The organism is Pseudomonas sp. CM25, from assembly GCF_013179705.1.
GTDB lineage: Bacteria > Pseudomonadota > Gammaproteobacteria > Pseudomonadales > Pseudomonadaceae > Aquipseudomonas.
The window spans coordinates 1-7396 of record NZ_JABMCW010000279.1 but is presented as its reverse complement, the minus strand read 5'-3'; the positions used below and the strand labels follow the sequence as shown (position 1 = coordinate 7396).

The 7396-nt window shown below is 56.2% G+C and carries 8 protein-coding genes and 1 pseudogene; 5 read left to right on the top strand and 4 right to left on the bottom strand.

The features are described from left to right. The 4 genes and pseudogenes from HP546_RS22905 to HP546_RS22890 form a co-directional block, all read right to left on the bottom strand. Positions 1 to 349, bottom strand: a pseudogene (locus HP546_RS22905) (EAL domain-containing protein); the annotation flags it as partial. A 489-nt stretch (positions 350 to 838) separates the two neighbouring features. Next, the gene (locus HP546_RS22900) at positions 839 to 1339 is read right to left on the bottom strand and encodes a ferritin-like domain-containing protein (protein ID WP_172229841.1); all 501 of its coding nucleotides are present in this window, start codon (positions 1337 to 1339) and stop codon (positions 839 to 841) included. A gap of 30 nt (positions 1340 to 1369) precedes the next feature. Continuing rightward, positions 1370 to 1600 carry a hypothetical protein gene (locus HP546_RS22895; protein WP_172229838.1) on the bottom strand — a complete coding sequence of 77 codons (231 nt, stop codon included), beginning with the start codon at positions 1598 to 1600 and terminating at the stop codon, positions 1370 to 1372. Between the two features lie 16 nt (positions 1601 to 1616). Then, positions 1617 to 2498, bottom strand: coding sequence for a manganese catalase family protein (locus HP546_RS22890; protein ID WP_027609203.1), 882 nt, complete (start codon positions 2496 to 2498; stop codon positions 1617 to 1619). Between the two features lie 271 nt (positions 2499 to 2769). On the opposite strand from HP546_RS22890, the gene HP546_RS22885 reads away from it, so the two are divergent. The 5 genes from HP546_RS22885 to HP546_RS22865 all read left to right on the top strand — a co-directional run bounded on the left by HP546_RS22885 (position 2770) and on the right by HP546_RS22865 (position 7056). Beyond that, entirely contained in the window at positions 2770 to 3972 is a 1203-nt protein-coding gene (locus HP546_RS22885; RefSeq protein ID WP_172229835.1) for a zinc-dependent alcohol dehydrogenase, read from the top strand. Positions 3973 to 3985: 13 nt separating this feature from the next. Continuing rightward, positions 3986 to 4219, top strand: coding sequence for a PLD nuclease N-terminal domain-containing protein (locus HP546_RS22880; protein WP_020191975.1), 234 nt, complete (start codon positions 3986 to 3988; stop codon positions 4217 to 4219). 33 nt (positions 4220 to 4252) lie between these two features. Next, positions 4253 to 5578 (top strand): SDR family oxidoreductase, encoded by a 1326-nt coding sequence (locus HP546_RS22875; protein WP_172229832.1) that lies wholly within the window; start codon positions 4253 to 4255, stop codon positions 5576 to 5578. 509 nt (positions 5579 to 6087) lie between these two features. Continuing rightward, positions 6088 to 6513 (top strand): low affinity iron permease family protein, encoded by a 426-nt coding sequence (locus HP546_RS22870; RefSeq protein ID WP_172229829.1) that lies wholly within the window; start codon positions 6088 to 6090, stop codon positions 6511 to 6513. A gap of 138 nt (positions 6514 to 6651) precedes the next feature. Beyond that, a complete protein-coding gene (locus HP546_RS22865) occupies positions 6652 to 7056 on the top strand; it encodes a response regulator (RefSeq protein WP_172229847.1) in 405 nt (134 codons plus the stop codon). Positions 7057 to 7396 lie beyond the last annotated feature (340 nt).

Genomic DNA, 7396 nt, shown 5'->3' with positions numbered 1-7396 from the left:
TAGCCCGAATGCAGGTGCTGGCCCGGTAGACGGCATTGGGCAGAAAGTTGATGCTCAATTTACATTCCGTCTTCCGCCCCAAGCCAAGCGCAGCAGCCTGCTCGATGGCCTTCACTCGGCAGGCCTGATCGAAGCGGTACAAATTGTGAGGCGTCACCTGGGCCAGAATGTCCGAAGCGCCTTCACCGTTCAGGCCCCGAACCAGTGCCTCATAGGCGAATGGTCTCCCTGAAGGGACATGGATGATAGGCTGAAACGCCATTGTAAAATCGAAACCCAGGCTCGCAGCGTCGCGACATTGAGAGCAGCCAATCGCTGTAAAGGGCTGAGGGAAGACAGGCTTGCTCATAAGTAGTAGTCGATGTACGTGAGTCCGGCTCTTGAGAATGCTTGAATTCCCTTCATAAGCCAATCTCTGCCCATCCTCGCTGGCTCTGGGTGGGTTCCAGAAAGCATCTCATCAGCACACATCCTGGGCGCGTCTCTCGTTCGCTTCACCGGGGGGCCGTATGATCAAGGTGAACCTTCCCTCGATGTTGACCCCAAGCTCTCGGGGCATGCTGAGTTCGAAGTGAATCAGCCAACCTCCATCTCCAAGTCCGAATACATCCCGTCCATACCGGGCTACCTCAATCTCACTGATGCACAGCGCGTCCGCGATCTCTTTATCAGTTGGTGCGCAATGCATCTGCATACTCCCAAGCGCTGACCGAGTGAGTGAGGTCATAAAACTCGACATACCGAAATGGTATCCGCATAACGCAGACCTTCGGCCAGGAACATGATTGAAATCGCAAATTCTTGGAAGCCCAGCGCGTCCCTGGCTGGGCCCGACCCGTTACTTCTCGAGCGTAGCAGCTTGATTGCCGCCCTCTTCGGCAATCGCTGACAGCTTCTCGTCAGCGGCTTTTTCTTCTGCGAGTGTGTCTGCCAATAGCGAGGCGGCCTCTTCCATGCCCAGGTGCTTCGCCATTGCAATCAAGGTGCCGTAACTGGCGATCTCGTAATGCTCGACCTTCTGGCATGCCCCTATGAGCGCCGCATCGAGCACTGCCCCCTTCTCGATTTCATCCAGCAGCTCTTTGCTTTCCTCAACCAGCCCCTCCATGGCTACGCACTTCATCCGCTTGAGTTTCAATCCAGCCGACTCTACCAACTGGTCAATGCGCTCTATCTGCCCCTGGGTTTCCGCCAGGTGTGAGGTGAACGCATCAGCCAAAAGCGGGTTGGTAGATGCCCGAGCCAAGCGCGGCAATGCTTTGGTGATCTGCTTCTCAGCGCTGTACACGTCCGAAAGCTCATGGATGAACAGATCTTCAACTGTCTTGCGAGCAACCATCGTCATTCTCCTTGGGTGTGAAAATCGGTGTTACTGCAGGGTGTGGCTCACCAGACTCTTGTGTAAGGACTCAGTCGGAAGCTTCAGGGGCAGATCGTTAGGCAGCACCGAGCCTACGCCGAACATGCCTATCGCCATCTTCACTCGCATCGCTCGGCAAGCCAGGCGCGAGTCGGCCTCAAACTCTGCCACCGCCGTGCTCATCAAATGCTCGAAGCCGATGTCAGCCTGAGCCTTATCCCTTCTTCTCGAAGTGCTCATTGCGGCCTCCTTCAATTCAGTCATCTTTGCCGTTGACCAAACCAGAACCCAGATCCGCACCGGTGACCGGATTACTGGCTGGATCGGACATCGTTCGCAGTTTCATGGCTTCCAGAACCGCCAGATCAGGCGCGGCCAGTTCCACCGAAGCAGTGCCATCTCCGCCATCAACGGCAGCCGATGGGTTCTCGACGTATTCCCATTCCTCGCCTTCATTCCAAGGGCCGCGCACATTCGGTTCACCCGACATGTTGAAATACTTGTTGGTGAACTCCGGCATGCCTGGAAGCTTGCCTTGAGGGAAGTTTGGCTGAATGGCGTGCAACGCTTTTTCAAAAGAAAGCTGGTGCGCGATCTCCCGAGTCATCAGGAAGCCCAGGGCCTCTTTCACGCCTGGGTCGTCCGTCACGTTCATCAGGCGCTCGTACACGATCTTCGCCCGCGCTTCGGCAGCGATGTTGGAGCGGAAATCAGCCGTCGGTTCGCCGATGGTGTCGACATAGGCCGCACTCCACGGAACCCCTGCCGAGTTGGTGAGCGGAGCGCCGGCCCCATAGAGAATGCTGGTAATATGGGAATCGTTACCGGCCCCATTGATGGCTCGGTACAGCTCTCCCTCCTCCTCAACGCCCTCGGCAAGTCGGCCCTTGGCACCCTTGTTAAGCATCACGATGATCGAACCTACAATCTCCAGGTGACTCAGCTCCTCGGTGGCGATGTCCATCAGCAAGTCTTTGCGGCCTGGGTCATCCTCGGCGAGCGCCTGGGTGAAGTAACGACTCGCAGCGGCAAGCTCACCCTGAGCGCCGCCAAACTGCTCCAGAAGCAAGTTTGCAAGGCCGGGATTGGGCTGCGCGACGCGCACCGTATATTGCAAGCGCTTATTGTGAATAAACATATTTTTCTCCTCGCGGCTGATCAAGCGCCCAAATAAATGCGCGCCGTCTATGGATGGGAGCCAGTTGCACTCGATACGTGCTAGCGCACCACGCGTTTTCAGGACGAAAGGAAAAGTTGAAAAGGTTCAAGCCAAGTTTTATAAAAATATAAAAACAACCTCACCCCAACAGTTAGCGCCTAAGTTAACCACTGAATCAGTTTGTCTGAACTTTGTAACTGTCCATGGCTTCCCCTGCATAACCTCTGAACCTGATGCAGGAGAAAGCACCATGCGAGCACTGACCTACCACGGAGCAAACGATGTCAGGGTCGATACCGTCCCGGACCCCATCATCATGGAGGCGGACGATATAATCCTTCGGGTCACTGCAACCGCGATCTGCGGTTCTGACCTGCACCTGTATCGCGGCAAAATCCCTGAAACCGAACACGGCGACATCTTCGGCCACGAGTTCATGGGCATCGTCGAAGACGTCGGCAGAGACGTGACGAACCTGCAGGTTGGCGACCGTGTAGTGATCCCGTTTGTGATTGCCTGCGGTAGTTGCTTCTTCTGCCAGCACGATCTGTTTGCCGCCTGCGAAACCACAAACACCGGTCGCGGATCGATCCTCAATAAAAAAGGCATTCCACCAGGCGCAGCGCTGTTTGGGTACAGCCATCTGTATGGCGGCATCCCTGGAGGCCAGGCCGACTATGTCAGAGTACCCAAAGGTAACGTCGGGCCGTTCAAAGTGCCGACCACCCTCGCTGACGACAAAGTGTTGTTCCTCTCCGACATCCTTCCCACCGCTTGGCAAGCGGTCATCAATGCCGAGATCGGCCAAGGTTCGTCGGTAGCGATCTACGGCGCTGGGCCAGTGGGCCTACTGAGCGCCGCCTGCGCACGGATGCTGGGTGCTCACACCGTCTTCATGGTGGACGACAACGACTACCGCCTGGCCTACGCCCAGGAAGCCTACGGCGTCATCCCGATCAACTTCGAAAACGATGACGATCCCGCCGACAGCATCATTCGTCAGACACCCGGCATGCGTGGCGTAGACGCGGTCATCGATGCGGTCGGGTTTGAGGCCAAAGGCAGCACCACGGAAACCGTGATGACGGCTTTGAAACTGGAAGGCAGCAGCGGCAAGGCCCTGCGCCAGAGCATCGCGGCTGTGCGACGTGGCGGCGTCGTCAGCGTCCCCGGTGTCTATGCAGGGTTCATTCACGGCTTCATGTTCGGTGATGCCTTCGACAAAGGCCTGACCTTCAAGATGGGTCAGACCCACGTCCAAAAGTACCTCCCCGAGCTACTCGAACACATCGAAGCCGGACGCCTCCAGCCCGAGCTGATCGTCACCCACCGCCTTGCGTTGGAGGAGGCAGCCATGGGCTACAAGATGTTCGATCAGAAAGAGGACAACTGTCGCAAGGTGATCCTTGTTCCAGGGGCTGCATCAGGGACACTGGGCCCTGACTTCGTGTAGAGGGGTAATGGTCATGAACGGTGTCGCCAGCTATTTCTGGATTGCCGTAGCGGCAATTCTTCTACTCATTGACCTGTGGGCCATTGTCAGCGTGTTTCGGAGCGACAAGACAGATGCCGTCAAAGCGGCGTGGGCCCTCCTGATCGTGGCACTACCGCTTGTTGGTCTGGGCATATGGGGCGTTGCTGGCCCGCGAGGAATCAAGCGAGGCACTGGGCCCACTTCTGACGAGCACAGCAAAGGCTGACATTTCTTGGCACCACCTGGAGGGATATGCACAATGGTCGATCAAGCGACAGGTATGAAATCCGGTGAGCGCTACCGTGTGGAAAACATGGAGCGAGCGCATCAGTTTTCAGGATTCTTTCAAGACGGGAAGTATTACCTAGGCCCTGAGCTTCTCACAGCTGTGGGATGGCTCGAAGGTACACGCTTCATCTACGACAGCCTGGATGCTGAAGGTGAACCCGTGTTTCCAGACAAAGAGGCCGGTACGCTAGAAGGCCTGACCTTGAACCTGGTCGATGGCACCGCCCTTGAGCTCTCTCTGGTCGAGGCCGACGAAATCATCGCCCCGCTCGATCACTGCAGCACTGGCAAAGAGCAACAAGCGCCCCGCAGTGGATATCCTGTGAGGGGGCCGCTGCGCGGAAAAGTCGTGGTAATCACAGGGGCATCCAGCGGCATAGGCCGCGCCGCCGCACACGCCTTCGCCTGCAAAGGCGCACGCTTGGTGCTCGCGGCCCGCGATGAAGAAGCGTTATTTGACGTCCTGGATGAATGCACTGATTGCGGTACGGATGCGATAGCGATCATGACCGATGTCACGCACAGCGACCAGGTTCAAGCGCTGGCCGCGCAGGCCTCGGAATTTGGCCACGGACGGATCGACATCTGGGTCAACAACGCCGGAGTTGGGGCAGTCGGAAACTTCGAGGATACCCCACTGGAAGCTCACGAACAGGTTATCCAGACCGATCTGGTCGGATACCTGCGAGGGGCCTACGTCGCCCTTCCCTTCTTCAAAGCGCAAGGTAGCGGCATTCTGATCAACACCCTGTCGCTGGGGAGCTGGGTGGCCCAGCCCTATGCAGCGGCTTATTCGGCGAGCAAGTTCGGCTTGCGTGGACTGACCGAGGCGCTGCGAGGGGAGCTGACCGAGTTTCCCGACATCCATGTGTGCGACATCTATCCAGCAGTCATGGACACACCTGGCTTCCGAGACGGCGGCAACTACACGGGACATGCGCTGACACCGCCAGGCCCCATCTACGATCCCGAACGGGTAGCCAAGGCAATGGTGGCCTGTGCAATCTCACCTCGAGCTCACACAACGGTCGGCACTGCTGCTCGCCTCGCGCACCTGGCCAGCTACCTGGTACTAGGTATGTTTTTGTTGTCTGGGTGGGTGACGCGGTGGGGGATAAATCGCAGCCCTTTAGCCGAAACATCCTCAGGCAATCTCTTTGAACCTCCAAGTGGTACGAGGGGGATAGACGGAGGCTGGAGGAAGCCGAAAGACAAAACGCGACTGCTGATCGGCGCAGCTGCGCTTGGAGTCATTGCAGGTTTAACAATCGCCCGCTCACAACGCAGGAAAAACTAGAAAGGCACCATCTGCAGCTGGGTATGGACGGGGCGTCTCAGACGACTACGTCCATGCCCACACCCTACGTCGATCCAATTCTTGAGGGATCATCGTCCCCTGCGACCGCTCTGAGATAAGCAGCATCAGCCTCCAGACGAAAGCTCTATGTCGCAGAGGGTTTTGTTGGTCGAAGACGATGACATCCTGCGCAGGCTAATGGCCGAAGCCGTGACACACTTGGGCTATCCGGCCGTCGAATGCAGCAATGCCCACGATGCCCTCGGTAAGTTAAACGCCTAGCCGTTTGATCTCGTCATTACTGACCTGAACATGCGAGGCACCACAGATGGGCTTGGGCTCGCCAAAACGATCTGGTCAACCAACCCGACCTGCCCGTAGTAATCGTCTCTGGACAACCCGTCACGGAAACATACGGCTGTTCGTCAGACCCAGCAAATGTAAAAAAAGATTTCTGAAAGGTTTTGGGGTCAACCGAAACATGCAACGTGTTCAAAAGGAAAAGCATCATGAAATTCGCGCAGTTCTGCCAATGGCTATCCAACCGTGCTGGCAGGCCAAGTACCTTCTTCATCGCCGTCGTACTGATTGGAATGTGGGCAGCCTCAGGGCCATGGTTTCACTACAACGATACATGGCAGCTCATCATCAACACCTCCACGACGATCATCACCTTCCTGATGGTTTTCCTGATTCAGAACACCCAAAACCGGGACAATGACATAATCCACCTCAAGCTGGACGAGCTTATTCGGGCGACAAAGTCTGCCGAGCGCTCCGTCCTTGACCTTGAAGCACTGGACAATAAGCAGCTGCGAGCCCTGCGCAAGGAGTATCGGGCGATGGGCGAGAATTGTGATCAGCAAGCAGCAGCAGGCAACCCTTATACGGACGCCGATCCCGCCCAACCCCCCAGCGAAGACGCCATGAGATGAGGTGAAATTTTTTTCAGGCAGTGGAAGTGAATTTTGCCGGTGAAAGCGATGTCGGAATGATATCGCACGTCACCATGCCGCTGGGGCGGATCAAGGACGGATGGCTTTTCCGACGTGCGCTTGAATGCGAGCACCCTGATGATAGAACCACGACTCCCTGATTTCACTTCCTCCGTTCTCTTGGTCGAGGATGAACCCGCTTTGCGAGAACTGATAACCATGCTGCTGGAAGACTTGGGCGCATCCGTCACCGCTCTGGCAACGGCCGACGACGGCATTGCTGCGCTGAAGCTGCAATCCTGGTCGTTGGTGATCACTGATGTCCGGACTCCAGGCGTCGCAACAGGACTCCACCTGGCCTGGATCGCACACAAGGAACTGCCGGATACTGCCATCATCGTATCCAGCGGCTATCACCCTGAAATGGATGAGGCGCTACCCCAGGGGATCCAATTCCTCCAAAAACCTTGGTCGCTGGAACGCTTCATTGAGTGCGTAAGGCCTCATCTCATGAAGGATGTTGATCAACGTCCTGCTGCGTGATGCCAGGGTTACGAGCCAACGCTCGGGATGATGAGCATGTAGAAATTATAAGAAAGTTTTGGAGCCTCGGCTTACCCCTTCGTGCTTCTGCACAATCGAAGGCCACCCTTCTTCTCAGAATATGATCTCAGAAATCACAATCTACAGCTCCGGTAGTGCGAGATTGCGTGTCGTCGCAAACATGGGTGATCAACATAATGAAGCGCAGCTCAACTTTATTGCCAGCGCCATCAAAAACTGCACCCGCGATTGAGGTCAATCAAGGAGGAGGTTGAATAACTTATTAATAGCTTGCACTGTTCGCAACCTGACACGTAACAAAATTTATCTAACTCGGCAA